Below are 15,845 nucleotides of genomic sequence, written 5' to 3'. Positions count from 1 at the left end.
TTTGCCCAAACTAAGGCAAAGACATGCAGTCACATCCTCCAACGACGCCCTTTGGGCGGCGATCACTGACGCTTGCCCATGTGGCAAGTCAAATGGTCGCAACGGCACGACCGCCCGAAAAGATCGTGCACAAATGGAAGATCTTCCATGCCATCTGCACGGCAAGGCCGCGCCTCGGGGTGTCGGAGCGCTCGCTCTCGGTACTGAACGCGCTTCTAACCTTTCATCCTGAGACCGCGCTGACAGGGGAGGATGATCTAATCGTTTTCCCGTCGAACCATCAACTCACTCGGCGAGCGCACGGCATGCCGGCATCAACGCTGCGGCGCCATCTGGCCGTGCTGGTCGACGCGGGTCTGATCGTTCGGCGCGACAGTCCGAATGGCAAGCGGTATGCGCGAAAGGACGATACCGGCGAAATTGAGTTCGCTTTCGGATTCGATCTGTCGCCGCTCGTCGTGCGCTCGGAGGAGTTTGAGAGCCTGGCGGACGATATCGAAGCCGAGGCCCGCGCACTGAAGCTCGTGCGTGAGCGGATTACACTGTGCCGGCGCGACATCGCGAAGATGATTGCAACTGGCATCGAGGAAGCCGTCCCGACGCGAAGGGGAGGGCAGGGGCCTGCCAATTGGCAGGTCGTGCACGCGGCCTTCCGCGCGATCGTCGATCAGATTCCGCGCACGGCGACGCGCCAGGAGCTCGAGCCGATCGCCGACGAGTTGTCTCAGCTCGCCGATGACGTGCTCAATCTTCTGGAAACACATATCAAATCCAAGAATCCGAGCGCCAATGAGTCCCATTCTGAGCGCCACATACAGAATTCAAATCCAGATACCCTCATTGACCTTGAACCTAGCCTTCAAGAAGGCAGGGCGGCGGGAGCTGAGCCAAGGCCTCAACCATCGCGAGTCGGGGAGGGGGCGTATCCGTTAGGAATGGTCCTGAGTGCATGCCCGGACATCGTCGATTATGCGAAGGGTGGGGTTTCGAACTGGCGCGATTTCCTGGCCACAGCGGCCGTCGTGCGATCGATGCTGGGGATCAGTCCGAGCGCCTGGGAGGAGGCGCAAAAGGTTATGGGCGAGGTGCCCGCAGCCATCGTCGTCGCGTGTATCCTGCAGCGGGGGACGGCGATCAATTCCGCCGGGGGTTATCTGCGCGGTCTGACGCGAAAAGCCGAGATCGGCGAATTTTCGCTTGGCCCGATCCTGATGGCGCAGATCAATTCTCGTCGGCGAGACAAGCAGCGGGCGTGAGGCGAGGAGCCGAGACCTTGCTTTTTTGGTGTGATCGAAGCTACCCGCACTGACCCGGCTTCTGCGCTGTGTCGACGCAAAGCCGTTCGGAGAAATCGTCAATGGCAAAACACCCTCCAATCACCCTCACGCCATTTTTCCAGCCTCGTGATGAAGGTGCCGCAGAGCAACGGATGTACGTGGCGGGGTTCGCGGACGAGGCGGGCGAGGCCTGGGGGACGCTGATTCCGTTGGATGCGGAGATGGTCGAGCACGCCGTTCTGGGACAACAGACATTCACTGTCTGGTGCAACTCCGACGGTCGCATCCAACCGCAGCCGAGCAGCGACAGTCTTTTTGAAGAGCTTCTGGAGAAAGGCCAATTGAAGGAGACGCCCCTTGATGAGCTCGTCGCCGAAGCCATCGAGCAGGGCAAGAATGAAACCAATGATGACATCCTCGATCTGTTCGAGACCCTGCATGAGCGGCTGGTGCGGGCGGAGGGCATGGTCGCTGACGAGATCGCGCGGCGCAGGCGATGACTCCTCGCGCCGCGGTCAGCGCGATTCAGTGCAATAGGGCCCAGCTTGTACTAACGCGAGCACCGCGACCGCGCGCGGCCGACACCTCCGGTCATGAAGACATAGAAACCCGACGACCGGCCCGCGCTCCGACTAGTTTTAAGCTTCGCCGGAGCCGGAAAACAGCACCGTCGGTGGCGTCGCGCGCGGCGGCGGGAGAGTCCGACTGCCCGGGGCTCCCGGTTTGCTCTTGAGATCGAACCGCTGGGCTAGGTCGAGTAGCCGCCGCTTGGTGAATGGGTCCGCGTTCTCCGCCAGATCGCGCGCCCGCTGTGCGAAGCCCCTATAAAAGTCTTCCACGACGCCACCCCCGCAACATCACTTAAAATCGGATTTCAACGTGAGACGCGCTCCGCGTCAAGCGGCCTGATGCATGCGGACAATTTTCGGCGATTTACTTGTGCTCGCGGCGCACGGGAAACTAAGCTGGTCCCGGCAGGCAAAAATCATGACTCCGCTCTACCTCAGCCGGAAGCTGTGCCCGAAGTGCGGTAAGCCGATGACGGCCGTCCCCGACGACGTCGCGCCCGGCCGGCCGCGCTACGTCTGCCTGGTCTGCGAGGACGATCCGCTGCGCGATCCCGCCGCCCGGAAGTGGGCGGAAAGCCCGCTGCGACCGCCGGCCAAATAACGTTCGAGTTGAAATCGAGCCCGGAAGCCGGATTGCTGCAGCGGCCGATTGTGCTCACAACCCTCTCCGTCGATGTGGAGTGACAACCCGAACGCCCAGCTTCGTTCCATCGCGCGTGCCGGCGGAATCGTCCCGGACTCGGAGGCCGGCATGCCAAGCGACGGTAGCATCTGTTTTACGCCTCGCGGGGCGCTCGGTCGCATGGATGCGGTGGGCGGGTTGCATCCACATGGCGAGTACGTTGCCAGCCTCGTTATCGATCTTGCGCTGGCAACTTCGACGGCTACGCCGAAATGCTGACGGTGACGATCTCCATTGCGGGTGATGCGCGCCGTCCAGGTGACCTATTAAGGTGAGCTGCATTTTGCTTGCCGCGCCCATTGCCTGAGATCCGAATGGCCGAACGGATCGGGGCCGCCTGTCTTCATTCCATGTGGTTTAGCGACGGGCGCACCCATCAGCATCCTCGATAGAGGCTGGTCTGACCGAAGGCCGATCCCGCTTCGCGGGCTCTCGATCTTGTCCCTGCAACGTCCGTCCTCGACTTTCTTCACCTGGCGCTGCGCACCATTCCTCGCGGTCCAAGAAAGTCGCTGCCGGCCGCCCTCCATTTCATTTCGGCCCTTTGGGTGCAGGTCGATCGCCTCCGGTCTCACGACCGCCATCGAGGTCGCGATCGGCGCGGCCCGAGAAAACCAAGGGAATGAGACAATGGCTACCATCGGCACCTTCACGTCCACGGGCAATGGCTTCTCCGGCGCGATCAAGACGCTCAACCTCAACGTCAAGGCCAAGCTGATCCGCGTCGACACCCCTTCCGACAAGGGACCGCACTTCCGCATCTACTCCGGCAACGTCGAGTTGGGCGCCGCCTGGCAGAAGACCGCCAAGGACACCGAGCGCGACTACCTCTCCGTCAAGCTGGACGATCCGAGCTTCCCGGCTCCGATCTACGCCACCCTGATCGAAGTCGAAGGTGCGGAAGGCCTGCAACTGATCTGGTCTCGGCCGAACCGGGACTGAAGCTCCAGGAAATCGGCTCCGCCGCAAGGCGGGGCCCGCTCCCTTCTACCGGAGATGCGATCATGATCGTCGACACCATTGAAGAATTGCGCGCCGAGCTGCGCGAATGCCTGTTCACGCCGGCGGAGCGCATGGCGCTCGAAGTCGAATTGGCCGAACTCATCCGCCAACGCAACAAAGCGCTCGCAGCCGAGGAGCGGGCATAAGCCCCGTCCTCTTGCATCTTTGCGATGCACCTTCATTACGGTCCGCTCCTGCGTTCAGACCATCTTTGATGGGCTTTGGCCTTCGCAAAGGCAGCTTCCTGGAAGCTGCGATTGCAATCGTTGCGACGGTCGATGGATTGCGCCCCTCACGAGCGGGGCTGTCCTTGGCCTTGAACTTGCCGAACCCGGGAAGGCTCGCTCGGCTCCGCTCACGCCGCATCAGTGCCCGCGTTGCAAACGCTATCGACGATGGTTTTCGCCTGAGCCTTTGTCAGGTCGTTCTCGGTGCAATTTTTTTCGGCGATCTCATTGGCAGTCGTCATGGACGAGCTCCGTCTTCTTTCAATCTTGCTCGTCAAGGCCGTGGACCAGATAGCGCCGCCATCACAGGCAGAGCCGTAATCCTCGAAAGAATGTCAGCCTAAGGCGGTTTTCGTCCATGACAGCGTAACCGCGCCTCCGCTTCGCACGCTCCAGCCGTACGAATGCTTCGATCGCCTCCGCACTACTATCGAAGGTCTGCACCATGGTTTTGCCACTCGTGCCGATGCGGCCCCAATTGCGGATCTCCGAATAAGGTGGGCTGGGTGGATAGCGCATAGAACCGCCGCATATTGTGCGGGCTTCGATGCGGCGCAGATGAAGCGGTTCTGGTTCGGGTTTCGGCACGGACAGATTCTCGCTTCGGAGGGAAGCGCCGTCCAATGAGTTTTATGAATCGACCGGGCAGATCGATTCACTTTATCAATAGGTCCATCGGGCCGGAGAATGCCGCACCCCCGTCTTATTTGTCGGATTGAATCTCTCCTCGATGGAGACTTCGCCATCGGACGCGCGTCGCAATTCCTGGCTTGCAATTGCGCCAGTCTTGATCAGAACAGCCGCCCGAAAGAGATCGGCTCTAATTCAAAGTTCCTGCGGCTCTTACAGCCTTGCCTGCTTGGGCGAGCCCCTTCGGGGACGGCTCTACTCGCGCCGCCGCGGCGACGCTCCCGGAGCCCACAAGCGGTCTCCGCGCCTTCGCGTGACGATCCTCTCGCGACCGGTCGCGGACCGCTCAGCAACGAGCACGATTGCCGGCTCACTTCGCCAGAATTTCCCTCCATGGCTATGGGCTGACCTGACTCTTGTGGCAGGGGATTCGCTGTACGAATTCCGGGATCGTTCCGGTGACCGGATTCGCAATCGTCTGTTGGTTCAAACCAACATCCCCCAGGACATGATGGACAAGGACATGGCTCCCGCACTGTTAGATCCATTTCGGACCTTAAGATGAAGACCATTGTCATCAACAATCAAAAGGGCGGGGTCGGCAAGACGACGCTTGCCGTGCATCTGGCTTGGTTCATGGCGGAAGCGGATCTCCGCGTCCTCGTGATCGACGTTGATGCGCAAAGCAATGCGTCGGATACGTTGAGGCACTACGCCGGTTCAACGTTAGCCGCGGATCTGTTCAAGCCGGGGATACGTGTCGTACCTCGGGAAGACAAGTCCCTAACGCTCGCGCCGGCCGATAGCTCGCTGACCGATCTCGATCGCAGCAGTGCGGCCGCCATAACGACTCTGCAAGAGAACCTCGCTATCGCGTCGGATCAGTTCGATGCCTGCGTCATCGATACGCCGCCATCACTTGGACTGCGCAGTGTCGGCTGTTTGGTGGCGGCGTCGCATGTGCTGGCTCCCATCTATCTGGAGGACTATTCGATCAAGGGCGTCAAAGGTCTGATGCAGACCGTGATCGGCGTGCAGAGGCGCTACGGCCGCCAGGATACCAAGTTCCTCGGGTTGCTGCCTTCGAACTTCAATACGAAATCGCCCCGTCAAAGGAGCCATCTTAAGCAACTGTTGCGCGAGGCGGGCAAATATGTGTTCCCGGGTCAGATCGTTGCAAGGGACGGCTACGCCGAGGCCGTTGCCGAACGCCTGCCGGTCTGGAAGCTGAAGCGCCGCTCTGCCCAGGAGGCTGGTCGGGAAATCCGCGAGGTTCTCGCCAAGATCGTCGCGCAAATGGACGAGCCGGCACATGGCGCTTGATCTCAGCTTTAAGCAGCTCATCGATGCCGCGGAAGATGGTGCCGCCACAATCGGACAACCGACTTGCATCGCCATCGATCGTATTGACGAAGATCCGGACCAGCCTCGTCGCAGTTTCGACGAACAGAAACTCGAGGAGCTCGCGGAATCAGTCCGTCAGCATGGCGTGCTGCAACCGATCGTGCTGCGCCAAGCGACCGAGGAAGGCCGGTATGTGATCGTCGTGGGTGCGAGGCGGTATCGTGCTGCTAAGCGCGCCGGGCTCCGGGACATCCCGGCTTTCATTCATGCCGTTGGTTCTGCGGATCGTTATGTTCAGATGATCGAGAATATTCAGCGCGACGATCTCGATGCTCCCGAAATTGCAGCGTTCGTCGCGGACCGCTTGGAGCAGGGTGACAACCAATCCGACATCTCGCGCAAGCTCGGCAAGCCGAGGGACTGGGTATCTCGCTACGCGTCGGTCCAGAGCATGCCGGAGTTCCTCCAGTCGAAGCTTGCCGGCTCATCAATCCGTGCTGTGTACGAACTCTATCAGGCTTGGCGTGAGCAGCCCCACGCCGTCGAGACTTTATGCGCAGCACAGCAGAGTTTCACCGACGCCCACGCCCGTCAGCTGGCTCGCAAAATTCGCAGCGAAGTCCGCGGCTCCCCTGCTGATGGCGAAGGGCCGCCTGGAGCTCAAGCCGGACGAAGCCCGATCGCATCGCCAGTGGCATTGCGACCCAGCGAGAGAGACGGTGTAACCGCGATCGCGGAGAAACCTCTCAACTCCTTGGCCGATCGGAATGCGCGAATGAGCCCATCGCTGACGATCAGAGTGCGTCACCAAGATCGCATGGGCTGTCTTCTGATCGATCGACTCGCGTCTCGAGGCTCACGCCATGCCGTGCTGCTGATCGATGGTACAGAAGAGGCGGAAGAGGTTCCGGCATCGACGGTTACAATCGAAGAGATACTGTTCGCATGAAGCTTGTCTTGAACAGCCTCCGCAGAAACGCTGCTACAGTTGGTGCGCCGGCGGAGCGGATTTCCCATCCGAAGGATGGCGCGTTAGCGCAGCAGCCGGAGGCCGAACGCGCCTTCCACAGCGCCGTAGAGAGGCCGGAGGCTGCTGGAAAGCCGCGGTCCACATGCTCGATTCCAATGTTGCCGATCTGGACGCGCGGGTTTCGTGGAGAACAAGGATTAGGGGCGACGGCTTCGTCATTCCCGGAGGAATTCTCCGCATCGATCGGCGACCGTGTTGGATCTCACGTCCAGCACCCCCCGAGATTTGACTGCCGAGCCCGTTGGTTTGAACCAACATGGAGGGGGAAGGATTCGCACTTTCTAGTGCAGGATAGGCTTCGCGCCAGCGATGTATTACATCGCGATTGGGATTGGAGTGCATGGCTCTGATCTCGCTTCGTGTCTCCGACGAAGTCGCTGCAGAATTCTCAGCTTTTGCAGCTACCCAGGGCGGTAAGTCTGCGCTGCTGCGGCGTCTCATTGCTGATGCACTAGCTGCACCAGCGCCGCGCATCTTGGCGTTGCCGGTCGGACGGCCGGAAAAGGTGACGGTGCGATTTCGCGAGAGCGAGATGCGGCAGCTGGCGGAGGTCTCACATCAGCGCGGCATGACCCGAACCGGCTGGATCGTCGCGCTGGTGCGCTCGCGATTGGGGTCGCCGGTGCAGCATTCCCCGCACGAGCATGACGCGCTTCGCGCGATCGTTCGCGAGCTCAATCGGATCGGCGGCAACATCAACCAGATCGCGCGGGCCGCAAACACCAGTGTGCTACAGGGCAGGGCGGTTGAGCCCGATTTGTCGGTAATTCAAGAAGCCAAATTGGTCATCGAAAGAGAGCTCGCGCAATTGCGTAGTGCGCTGCACGGCAACGCGGATTATTGGGATGGACCGCGATGAGCCGTCGCTCGCTGCGGCCAGCCGACCTGGACTCCGAACTTCCGCCGATCTCGTATGTTTGGGAAACGCCCAATCGGCGCCCACGGCGGGCCGAGTGGGATATCCCCGATCCGGCCGCTCCAGGCCGTCTTACGCCGGCGATGCGTGCAAAGCTCGAACGCATCGTGCGCCGAGCGCCCGAGGTGATGGTCAAGATCACCGGTCGTACCAAGGACGTGGCGCATCTCAAATCGCACCTGGCCTACATCACGCGAAACGGCGAGCTCGATGCGGAAACTGAGCAGGGCGCGACGCTGGCGGGTCGTTCCGGATTGAAAGATCTGCAGCAACGCTGGGAGGATGATGCCGGCCTCGACAAGCGCCGCCGTGATGGATTGCTTTCGATCAACATCATTCTATCGATGCCGGCTGGTACCGATGCCATTGCGGTTAAGGATTCAGCTCGGGCATTTGCCATCGAGACGTTCGGGGACAACCACGACTACGTCTTCGTCCAGCACCTCGATGACAAGCATCCCCACGTGCACTTGACCGTTCGGTCTTTGGGCCATGACGGCAAACGCCTCAGCCCCCGCAAAGCGGATCTTCAGGCCTGGCGAGAACGGTTTGCCGGCGAGCTCCGGCTGCGCGGGATCGCGGCGGAGGCAACGCCGAGGCGAACCCGCGGACGGGTTCGAAAGGCCGATCGCGGAGCGGTGCTTGGTTTACGCAAGCGAAAGATCACGCCCGATGTCGATCGGCTCGCCCGTAAGGAGGTGCTTTCGGAGGTGAGGGGCGGCAGAACCGCCAAACATCCCTGGGAGGAAAAGATTGAATCACGTCAGGACGCCATTCGGCGGCGATATCTAGACTATGCCGCGGAGCTGCAGCGTTCTGGAGCGGCAGCAGATCGCGAGTTGGCTCGCCAGGTTCGGCAATTCGTCAAGGATATGCCCGCAGTCGAAACCCGCCGGCATACGTTGAAAAGCGAGCTGTCGGAGCTTGCGAAAATCCGGAGCGTGGGCGCAGAGCAGGGCGTCGTTGCAGACCGGCGCGACGATACGCGAGGCGATGAAAGGACGAGATAGGCGAGCGCAGGAATCATAATCCTGGGGTCGGGGGCTCGAGTCCCTCTCCCGCTACCAATTCCAGCGTAACCCTTTGATTTTCCAGACTTGGCCGACCGATGTTTCGAGGCGAGGGATGTCTCATTGATACATCCTCAACGGTCGCGGATCAATTCTCGCCGTGAACGATCAACATCGGGCGCGGAGAGCCGGCGTGCGGGCTGCGATTTGCGAAAGTGTGGCGGGTTAACGGGGGTTCGAATCCCTCCCTCTCCGCCAGTATATTGTTCTCCTCTGTTCGTAGTCATTCGGACTCCACAGCAAAATCAGTGACTTGCGCCGAAAAGCTGTACTTCGCAGTTCGTCGGTGTTCTTCCTAATCTGCTCACTAACCGTAGTTTTTACCCGTGGGTTCGGAGGACGGTTTTCCTGGAGGAACAATGGCTGGAAGGCTCAAACCACTCGACATAGAACGCCAAACCAAGCCCGGCAAATACGCTGATGGTGCTGGGCTCTACTTGATCATCACCGGCCCAACATCGAAGAGCTGGTCATACAGATATTGGAAAGACGGCAAAGAGCGCTGGCACGGCCTGGGCTCGTTGAAGGACGTGTCGCTCAAGGACGCACGTCTTGCGCGCGATGCGGCTCGGCTGCGCGTAAAGGGCGATCGCAGCACCGCCGGCGTGGATATCGTGCAGGAGAGGCGAAAAGCACGCGACGAAATGAAAGCCGTCGAGGCAAAGGTTGTGTTGCCGACGTTCGAAGAATGCGCGGAAGCCTACATCCGGGCGAACTGGTCGAGCTGGAGCGAGAAGCATCGCGATCAGTGGCCGTCCTCGCTCAAGCGCTACGCATACGGACGTGTAACGGTGCACGGATTCCGGTCGACCTTCGCAACTTGGGCCGAGGAATGCACCGACTATCCGGATGGCGTACGCGAAGCTGCACTGGCCCACAAATACAAGAGCGAGACGACCGCAGCCTATCAACGAGGTCAAAAGCTCGAAAAGCGCCGGGCGCTAATGAAGGATTGGGCCGTATTCCTGACCGGCGCCAATGTGACCCAATTTGAGGACCGGAGGACAGGATAGGCCGTCGAGCCAACAGTGAGGGTCAAAAGCGTTGGTTGCGTCCGATCCAAGGCTCCCGGTCTGCCCCAAGAGTAGCAGGGCGCTCGGCAAACGGCCGGCTCAAGGCCAGAAGCGGAATTGGTGTCGGTCTCTATCCTCCGCAAAGCCAGACAAGCCGAGACTGGATTGCATGTGAGCGAGGGGCTGCGGTTCCCGGGCTCGCAGGCACCGAAGTAGCTCGCACAACAAAGAAGGACCGCTGTCGTCCACAGCGGCCCCTCACGCTTTCCGGGTTTCAATAATTCCGAAATGAAATGGCTTAACCAGCCCCGGAATGCCACTTTGTCCCGGTTAATAAATCCTTTCCATAACCTATGTGAATCGCGCGCCCCTAATTCTTGAGTGGAGGCCGCCTTGTTCGGATTAGCCACCGGCGGCACTGGATCCTGAGGCGGCCGGTGCACGACGTAAGGATTGCTCGGCGGTGTGGGGCTATCCGTAAGCGAGGCCACCTCCTGGAGCTCCGGCGCAGCAAGATTCGGGGAGCGATCCACCATCAACGTGGTGGCTTGGAGAGCGGGAGGTCCCTAGGAACTTTCGGAGGTGCAGCCCATTGAGCGGTCATTCAAGTAGAGGACAGCTCTTGAACCACATCGCAGTTATCTTGATCTTGCTCGTTGGCGGCTCTTCGCTCGCTTCGGCCCAGAGTGCGAGTGGATCGAGCAGCAGCGGCTCGGCGGCGAGTGGAACTGCGACCACCGGCTCGAAAGGTTATGCGGGCGGCACCCTATCGACTGGGCATACCATAAGCGGCACTGCGGGCTACTCCAGTCCCAACGTGGGCAACCCGCTCAGCCACGCAGCGACGGGCGACGTGGATGCTTCCTCGGTTAGTCCGGCTCCAACTTCCCACGACAACGCGGTGGACACGCCCGCCGCCGAACGCGCCATAAAGAACCTGGGCAACACCGACATCGGCATTCTCAAGAAGTAATACATGCTGCGCAGCCTGCGTGAGGCCGAGCGTTTTCTTCCCTGGCGATCCTGCGAGGCCGATCGCGGCCCGGCAGGAATATAGGTGGAGGCATGAGCAAGACGGTGCTTGTCTGCGCGGCCCTGACACCGCTCCATTTGGCCGATAATCTCGCCGGGCGGTGCGCCGATTGCGGCTGCGGCGTTCAGTATCGCCCGCATGCGCCTGCCGACGCGCGCAAGCTGTGCTTTGAATACGCGCTGCCGTCCCTTGAAGAGAACGACACCAAGCTCGTCACCACCCGCGCATGGTCGAGGATTTCCCCGCCTACATGCCAAAGAAGCGGCACTGATGATCACGGAGGTGCTCGCCAGATCAAAGGGCCGAACTACACCGCCGGGATCGTGCTGTCCCACGACGTGGTGGTCGAGACGGCACCCATCGTCCGCTGGCGATCCTCAACCTGCAAGGCATCTCCGATCTCGAGGCGCTGCATTCCGGCCAGTACAATGAGGAGTACGTGGGGGGCGGCACGAGGTTAGAGGAATTGCGTACCGTCGCGGTTGCACCGGCGCGTTGCATTGAAGGCGGCGCATGAAAGTCATAGTTGATGAAACCGGCGAGATCATCGCCATAGCAACGGATGATCACATTTTAGTCGGCCACCATCGCCTCGCGGTGGCGGGCAGCATGGGTAAAAGACTGTTCTGGCGAGATACCGGCGAACCTGTGGAGCTTGATCACTTCTTCAAGCATTGTGACCGCTGTAGGAGAAGGACACGTCACCAAGGTCGGATCACTGCAATGTTGAACTGGATGCTCCTGGCGCTAGAAAGCAATCGCGTAATCGAGCTGCGGATTGCGAAGCTCATGCGCGGCGGCAAAGCTGCCCAACGTGAAGCCCTCCTGACCTGCCCCTGAAGTTTCACCCAGTAGCGGTTAGAGTCTCGGCGGATGTTACGCCGTTTGGCGCGGTGTGAGCAACGTGCGATCGGCGGAGCTGGTCGGGGTTGCGCAGCCGATCGCACGTTGCGGTGAGGTAGGCGGCATAGGCCGCAGGGGTCAGATAGCCGAGCGAGGAATGCGGGCGTTGGCCGTTGTAGTCGCCGACCCAATCCGCAATCTTGGCGCGGGCGTGATCGAGGCCGAAGAACAAGGTTTCGTTGAGAAGCTCGTCCCGCATCCGGCCGTTGAAGCTTTCACAGAAGCCGTTCTGCATCGGCTTGCCCGGCGCAATGAAGTGCCAGTCGATCTTGTTCTCCTCCGACCAGGCCAGCATGGCATTGCAGGTGAACTCGGTGCCGTTGTCGGAGACGATCATGCCCGGCTTGCCGCGCTGATTGATCAGCGCCGTCAGTTCGCGTGCCACCCGCCGCCCCTGGATCGAGGTGTCGGGGATGGCCGCCAGACATTCCCGGGTCACGTCATCGACGATATTCAGGACCCGGAAGCGACGGCCGCTGGCGAACTGGTCGTGGACAAAATCCAGCGACCACCGGGCGTTCGGCCGAGCCTCGACCAGTATCGGCGCTCGGGTGCCCACGGCGCGGCGGCGGGCCCGGCGCTTGCGCACGCTGAGGCCTTCCTCTCGATACAGACGGTAGATCCGGTTCCGCCCGGACGGCTCGCCCTGCTGGCGAAGCAGCACGAACAGCCGGCGGTAGCCGAACCGCCGACGGGCATTAGCAAGCTCGCGCAAGTGGCCGCGTAGTTCGGTGTCCGGCGGTCGGCACGATCGGTACCGAACCATCTTGCGGTCAGCGCCGACGATGCCGCAGGCCCGCCGCTCCGCCAGACCCATGACGGCCTGCAGGTGCGCGACGGCTTCGCGCTTGGCGACGGGCCCTACCATTTTTTTGACAAAAGCTCGCGTAGCGCTGCAGCATCCAGCATCTGCTCGGCCAGCAGCTTCTTCAGCTTGGCGTTCTCGTCCTCGAGTTGCCGCAACCGCTTGGCATCGGAGACGTCCAGACCGCCGAACTTCGCCTTCCAATTGTACAGCGTCGCTTCAGAGACGCCATGCTTCCGCGCCAAATCGGCAGCCTTCGCACCCGCCTCATGCTCACGCAGCACGCCAATAATCTGCTCTTCCGTAAACCTGGCTCGCTTCATCTGTCCGTCCTTCAGAAGGCCGGACTCTAACTTCAACTGGAGGAAATCGGCAGGGGCAGGTCAACCCAACATGCGGTTTGTGCCGACCAAGACGGTCGAGCAGCAGAGCTGCCTGATGCTTCACCGCGCCCGCCATCTCTTCATCCGCCAGCAGACGGCCGTCATCAACTCGATCCGGGCCTATCTTGCCGAGTTCGGGATCGTCGCCCCCGTCGGACGCAGAGGTGTCGAGCAACTTCTGGAAGTCGTAGCGGATAGCTGATTCCCGGCTCCCGGAAGTGGCCCGCGCCTGCGTTACGGCACTCGGCGCTCAGTTGCGAGCGCTGAAGGCCCAGATCCTGGAGTTCGACCGCCGCATCATCGCCTGGCATCGATCAAATGCGACGAGCAAGCGGCTGGATGCGATCCCCGGCGTCGGGCCGGCGCTGGCAACCGCGCTGGTGGCGAGCATAGCAGATCCCAGGCTTTTGGATCGGGGCGGGACTTCTCAGCCTGGGTCGGGCTCGTGCCGAAGCAGAAGTCCAGTGGTGGCAAGGACAGGCTTGGCAGCATCAGCAAGCAAGGCGACCGCTATTTGCGCAGCCTGTTCACCGCTGGCGCACTCGCCGTAATCCGCTACGCCAAGATCCATGGCACCGGGCATCGGCCCTGGCTTACGGGACTGCTGGCGCGGCGACCGACCAAGGTTGCCGCCATCGCGCTCGTGCCGGTCGATCCGGCGATCAGGACAACCCACTTGGACCACAGCATCTTCGAATGCGTGCTATTGACCGGGACCTGATCCGCGGAGGGCATTATGGCCAGCGGTCATGTGAGCCGCGCAAACAGGCCGAACACATGGCTGCTCCGACCAATACTGCGACGTGAAGATTCTTCTTGCCAACCCGGAGCCGTCCACACAGGCCCCCAAGCTGACGTTTCGGGACCGTTGGCGTTTAGACCCTTAGCGGACCTCTGCGATCGGAATCACGCAGGTGACCGCGCGCACTGCAGGCGAGCTCGTCGGCACGGTCGACGCTCTTACGCACCATTAATCGGGGAACTCCGAACTGCCGGGCGAGTTACAGAACCGCCGAAAGGATCGAGCGGCAATCTAGTCGTGTTCGCAGTAGCACGTGGATTTCTGTCCAGCGCGCTCGTCCTCTATGCGGCAGTAATTGAATAGAGAGGCGACAATGAAGGCACCCCTTTTTTTTGCTGGCGCACTAATCATCGGATGCGCCGCCCCAGCGATGGCTGATGAGTACTACGTCGTACAAGGACCCAGCCAGCACTGCACGATTACAACCACGCGCCCGGCGGATAAGGAAGTCGTGACGCAGATCGGTCCAATGGCCTTCAAAACGCGCGTGGAAGCTGAGGATCGCATCAAGCAGACCAAAGTCTGCGAAGAAGGTACTGTTGGTAGCACCAGCAGTACGACCGTTATCAAAGAAAAGTAATCAATGGCCTCATTCCTACTAATTCTGGTGACGTCAAGAAATTCTGGTGACGTCGAGAAAGGTCGCGCCCATTCCGCTGGGCGCGACTTTTGTTTGCAGACCATCTGTTGGAGGGCTCTTTGAGACTTCAATGAGCAAGCGCGGTTAGCATTCTGCCGATTGCTGTCAGCAGTGCCGCGATACCTAATGCGGGCCCTTTATCGTATTCGGTTGTCGGACGAACTCAGAGCAAGGCTCGGAACGAGCCGCGAGGGCTGCTCGTGGCCCATTTGCGAAGTGGCTGCCGGCACCCGGTTCGTCCGATTATCGGGGTAGACAGGAAGGGCGCGGGCAAGTGCCAAAACGGCGCTTTTGATCCTGAGCTAATTTGAATCTTTCCGGGGAACAAGTTGCAATTCGGTGCGTCGAGGGGCGTCGTTGGGAACAACCATCGTGCCGACCGCTGAGTACTATTTGAAGCAAGCCGAAATTGCGTCCCGGATTGCACTGGCAGAATCCGACCCAAAAAAAGCGAGTGCCATGCATATCCTCGCCTTGGAATATTACGACAAGGCCTACCTTGCGCAGGTCCAAGAAGCGTTGCCACCGCAGCCAACCAGCTCGCCCAACATCATCCAGAGGCAGTGAGACCGCCATAGTTGACGGGGATGTCACCTCTTGGTCCCATCGCGTCATTTGGCTGCGCTGCAGAATTTGGTCGCTATCGGTGCAGAGCGGACTCTGGCAAGCCGTCCGCCCGGATTTATGGGTTCACGGCCTAACTAAGGCAGGATGCGCCCGGTTCTTGACCTTCACCCAGTCAAAGACCCGCGGCCGGTGGCCACGCTCACGGTGCTGGAAACGATTCCCTCGAGACCCATGCGGCAGCCGGCGTCGAATAGGTCTGGCCCGATCTCCCCAGGCTCGTACGGCGCGACGAAGATGCCCTCGGGCCGGCGCTTCAGGAGGGCAGCCAGCTTCTCCTTGCGCTCGAACAGCGGCAGCTTCCGCAGGTCGTCGCCGTCCATGGCCATCAGGTCGAAGGCGTATCGCTCGGCGGCGTCGTTGTACTGGCCGGAGTGCAGCCAGTCGAACTGCGAGATGCCGCGCACGTGCGGGAAACACTCAGTCGCAACGGTGGTTATAAGGTGGAGAATCCGGATTCAGGCCAACCAAATAGTTCCCGCTCGAGGAACGCTTGTGGGCTCTAAGCTTTCTTTCGTAAGCGGGAGAGATATGAGCAAAGAAACACCCAAAGACGATCCGCGGCAGCAAGCCGAGGAGGCGACGCGCAAGCAGACGGACAAGCCCTGGAAGGGCAATCCGGAGAAAGAGCAGCGCAACGAAGCCGACCTCGATCTCGAAAACTGGCAGAAGACCAACACACACTAGGCACACATATGGCAGTCGACGCGGGAGACTCACAATGAACTTACGCCTATCGATAGCAACAGCGGTGCTCGTCCTTTCGACCGCCAGCGCAGCGGCGCAGTCCGCCGGCGCTCCGAGCGGACGAGGGGCGACCACGGGTGACCCCGCGGCAAGCTCGGCGGCGCCAAGTAAAGATCCGCGCGGCACCACAGGTATGTCCCCTGGTTCG

21 protein-coding genes, 1 tRNA gene and 3 pseudogenes are annotated in these 15,845 nt (G+C 60.8%); 19 read left to right on the top strand and 6 right to left on the bottom strand.

Annotated features, from left to right (window positions below; genetic code table 11):
• The first annotated feature begins 23 nt into the window (after positions 1–23).
• Positions 24–1,256 (top strand): plasmid replication protein RepC, encoded by a 1,233-nt coding sequence (repC, locus tag AB7245_RS45560; protein ID WP_439035865.1) that lies wholly within the window; start codon positions 24–26, stop codon positions 1,254–1,256.
• Between the two features lie 101 nt (positions 1,257–1,357).
• On the top strand, positions 1,358–1,777 hold the full coding sequence (locus AB7245_RS45555; RefSeq protein WP_439035864.1) for a hypothetical protein: 420 nt from the start codon (positions 1,358–1,360) through the stop codon (positions 1,775–1,777).
• Between the two features lie 138 nt (positions 1,778–1,915).
• On the opposite strand, the gene AB7245_RS45550 is transcribed toward AB7245_RS45555, so the two are convergent.
• Positions 1,916–2,116 (bottom strand): hypothetical protein, encoded by a 201-nt coding sequence (locus AB7245_RS45550; RefSeq protein WP_439035863.1) that lies wholly within the window; start codon positions 2,114–2,116, stop codon positions 1,916–1,918.
• 148 nt (positions 2,117–2,264) lie between these two features.
• On the opposite strand from AB7245_RS45550, the gene AB7245_RS45545 reads away from it, so the two are divergent.
• From AB7245_RS45545 to AB7245_RS45535, 3 genes are all read left to right on the top strand, one after another.
• Positions 2,265–2,447, top strand: a complete 183-nt coding sequence (locus AB7245_RS45545) for a hypothetical protein (RefSeq protein ID WP_148777359.1) — start codon at positions 2,265–2,267, stop codon at positions 2,445–2,447.
• 711 nt (positions 2,448–3,158) lie between these two features.
• Positions 3,159–3,470 (top strand): DUF736 domain-containing protein, encoded by a 312-nt coding sequence (locus AB7245_RS45540; protein WP_028152788.1) that lies wholly within the window; start codon positions 3,159–3,161, stop codon positions 3,468–3,470.
• Positions 3,471–3,532: 62 nt separating this feature from the next.
• Positions 3,533–3,676 carry a hypothetical protein gene (locus tag AB7245_RS45535; RefSeq protein WP_171901352.1) on the top strand — a complete coding sequence of 48 codons (144 nt, stop codon included), beginning with the start codon at positions 3,533–3,535 and terminating at the stop codon, positions 3,674–3,676.
• A 52-nt stretch (positions 3,677–3,728) separates the two neighbouring features.
• On the opposite strand, the pseudogene AB7245_RS45530 reads toward AB7245_RS45535, so the two are convergent.
• Together AB7245_RS45530 and AB7245_RS45525 are read right to left on the bottom strand one after the other, a co-directional pair.
• Positions 3,729–3,999: pseudogene (locus AB7245_RS45530) on the bottom strand (HU family DNA-binding protein); the annotation flags it as partial.
• 61 nt (positions 4,000–4,060) lie between these two features.
• Positions 4,061–4,381 (bottom strand): annotated as a pseudogene (locus AB7245_RS45525) (WGR domain-containing protein).
• Positions 4,382–4,948: 567 nt separating this feature from the next.
• Between AB7245_RS45525 and AB7245_RS45520 the strand changes: the two are divergent.
• The 9 genes from AB7245_RS45520 (at position 4,949) to AB7245_RS45480 (ending at position 11,633) form a co-directional block, all read left to right on the top strand.
• Positions 4,949–5,710: a ParA family protein gene (locus AB7245_RS45520; RefSeq protein ID WP_439035862.1), complete on the top strand. Its 762-nt coding sequence runs from the start codon at positions 4,949–4,951 to the stop codon at positions 5,708–5,710.
• Entirely contained in the window at positions 5,700–6,680 is a 981-nt protein-coding gene (locus tag AB7245_RS45515) for a ParB/RepB/Spo0J family partition protein (protein WP_439035861.1), read from the top strand. Before AB7245_RS45520 ends, AB7245_RS45515 begins: the two co-directional genes overlap by 11 nt.
• Before the next feature lie 421 nt (positions 6,681–7,101).
• A complete protein-coding gene (locus AB7245_RS45510; protein WP_028152791.1) occupies positions 7,102–7,620 on the top strand; it encodes a plasmid mobilization protein in 519 nt (172 codons plus the stop codon).
• Positions 7,617–8,687 carry a relaxase/mobilization nuclease domain-containing protein gene (locus AB7245_RS45505; protein ID WP_162479017.1) on the top strand — a complete coding sequence of 357 codons (1,071 nt, stop codon included), beginning with the start codon at positions 7,617–7,619 and terminating at the stop codon, positions 8,685–8,687. Before AB7245_RS45510 ends, AB7245_RS45505 begins: the two co-directional genes overlap by 4 nt.
• Positions 8,678–8,744, top strand: a tRNA-Ser gene (locus AB7245_RS45500). The genes AB7245_RS45505 and AB7245_RS45500 overlap by 10 nt, the downstream gene beginning before the upstream one ends.
• A gap of 362 nt (positions 8,745–9,106) precedes the next feature.
• Positions 9,107–9,760 (top strand): integrase family protein, encoded by a 654-nt coding sequence (locus AB7245_RS45495; protein ID WP_028154526.1) that lies wholly within the window; start codon positions 9,107–9,109, stop codon positions 9,758–9,760.
• 622 nt (positions 9,761–10,382) lie between these two features.
• Entirely contained in the window at positions 10,383–10,733 is a 351-nt protein-coding gene (locus AB7245_RS45490) for a hypothetical protein (RefSeq protein WP_155258278.1), read from the top strand.
• A gap of 92 nt (positions 10,734–10,825) precedes the next feature.
• Complete coding sequence (locus tag AB7245_RS45485) at positions 10,826–11,254, top strand: hypothetical protein (protein ID WP_155258279.1); 429 nt, start codon at positions 10,826–10,828, stop codon at positions 11,252–11,254.
• 52 nt (positions 11,255–11,306) lie between these two features.
• On the top strand, positions 11,307–11,633 hold the full coding sequence (locus AB7245_RS45480; RefSeq protein ID WP_439035860.1) for a hypothetical protein: 327 nt from the start codon (positions 11,307–11,309) through the stop codon (positions 11,631–11,633).
• 4 nt (positions 11,634–11,637) lie between these two features.
• On the opposite strand, the gene AB7245_RS45475 is transcribed toward AB7245_RS45480, so the two are convergent.
• Both AB7245_RS45475 and AB7245_RS45470 read right to left on the bottom strand, forming a co-directional pair.
• Positions 11,638–12,705: an IS3 family transposase gene (locus AB7245_RS45475; RefSeq protein ID WP_231142186.1), complete on the bottom strand. Its 1,068-nt coding sequence runs from the start codon at positions 12,703–12,705 to the stop codon at positions 11,638–11,640.
• Positions 12,672–12,824 (bottom strand): annotated as a pseudogene (locus tag AB7245_RS45470) (transposase); the annotation flags it as partial. The pseudogene AB7245_RS45470 and the gene AB7245_RS45475, both read right to left, overlap by 34 nt.
• Positions 12,825–12,894: 70 nt before the next feature.
• Between AB7245_RS45470 and AB7245_RS45465 the strand changes: the two are divergent.
• The 4 genes from AB7245_RS45465 to AB7245_RS45450 all read left to right on the top strand — a co-directional run bounded on the left by AB7245_RS45465 (position 12,895) and on the right by AB7245_RS45450 (position 14,893).
• Complete coding sequence (locus AB7245_RS45465) at positions 12,895–13,086, top strand: hypothetical protein (protein ID WP_439035859.1); 192 nt, start codon at positions 12,895–12,897, stop codon at positions 13,084–13,086.
• A 27-nt stretch (positions 13,087–13,113) separates the two neighbouring features.
• Positions 13,114–13,605 carry a transposase gene (locus AB7245_RS45460; RefSeq protein ID WP_439035984.1) on the top strand — a complete coding sequence of 164 codons (492 nt, stop codon included), beginning with the start codon at positions 13,114–13,116 and terminating at the stop codon, positions 13,603–13,605.
• 394 nt (positions 13,606–13,999) lie between these two features.
• Positions 14,000–14,266, top strand: coding sequence for a hypothetical protein (locus AB7245_RS45455; protein WP_439035858.1), 267 nt, complete (start codon positions 14,000–14,002; stop codon positions 14,264–14,266).
• 417 nt (positions 14,267–14,683) lie between these two features.
• Positions 14,684–14,893: a hypothetical protein gene (locus AB7245_RS45450; protein ID WP_439035857.1), complete on the top strand. Its 210-nt coding sequence runs from the start codon at positions 14,684–14,686 to the stop codon at positions 14,891–14,893.
• A 164-nt stretch (positions 14,894–15,057) separates the two neighbouring features.
• On the opposite strand, the gene AB7245_RS45445 is transcribed toward AB7245_RS45450, so the two are convergent.
• A complete protein-coding gene (locus AB7245_RS45445) occupies positions 15,058–15,357 on the bottom strand; it encodes a hypothetical protein (protein WP_439035856.1) in 300 nt (99 codons plus the stop codon).
• A gap of 124 nt (positions 15,358–15,481) precedes the next feature.
• Between AB7245_RS45445 and AB7245_RS45440 the strand changes: the two genes are divergently transcribed.
• Complete coding sequence (locus AB7245_RS45440; protein WP_439035855.1) at positions 15,482–15,637, top strand: hypothetical protein; 156 nt, start codon at positions 15,482–15,484, stop codon at positions 15,635–15,637.
• Positions 15,638–15,845: the final 208 nt, after the last annotated feature.

It is taken from the genome of Bradyrhizobium sp. 604_D8_N2_3, from assembly GCF_051810765.1.
Classification (GTDB): Bacteria; Pseudomonadota; Alphaproteobacteria; order Rhizobiales; family Xanthobacteraceae; genus Bradyrhizobium; species Bradyrhizobium barranii.
This window is presented reverse-complemented; position numbering and strand designations above follow the sequence as displayed.